Raw genomic sequence first — 546 nt, 5'->3', positions numbered from 1 at the left:
CAGGTAGTAGGGCCGGTACTCCATGCCCAGCGCCGGCGAGCCGACGTAGTGGTTCAGCACCAGCAGTCTCATCGCGGCTCCATCGCCAGCAGGCGGTCGACGAAGGCGCGCACACGCGGCGCGAACAAGGCCTCGCGTTCGACCCAGGCGCGGTTGGCGGCGGCGATCGCCCCGGCGCGTGCGGCCAGCGGCGCCAGGCGCTCGGGCGTCAGGCGTTCTCCGGCGGCGAGCACGATGCCGTTGTCGCCGTCGCGCACCAGCTCGCGGTTGGCCGGCAGGTCCGAGACGACGGGGATGCAGCCGTGGGCCATCGCCTCCAGCACCGAGACCGAGACCGAGTCGCTGGTCGGCAGGCTCAGATACCAGAGCGCGCGTGCGTACCAGCCGGCCTGGGTGTCGGCGTCGAGCCGGCCGACGAAGGCGGTGCGTTCATCGGCCATCGCCTGCAGCTCGGCGCGCAGCGAGCCGTCGTTGGCGACGACCAGGCGCAGCTCGTCGCCCGGCAGCGCGGCGAAAGCCTGCAGCACACGCTCGGGGGCGTAGATC

General features: G+C 72.9%; 1 protein-coding gene. It reads right to left on the bottom strand.

Features of this window, described 5'->3' with window-relative positions; all coding sequences use genetic code 11:
- Positions 1-68: 68 nt before the first annotated feature.
- On the bottom strand, positions 69-546 hold a 478-nt coding region (locus tag CKO23_RS25190), incomplete at its 5' end, for a glycosyltransferase (RefSeq protein WP_200336336.1).

The organism is Thiocystis violacea (genome assembly GCF_016583565.1).
Lineage (GTDB): Bacteria > Pseudomonadota > Gammaproteobacteria > Chromatiales > Chromatiaceae > Thiorhodococcus > Thiorhodococcus violaceus_A.
Note: the sequence above shows the minus strand (reverse complement) of the source record. Positions and strands in the feature narration are given on the sequence as shown.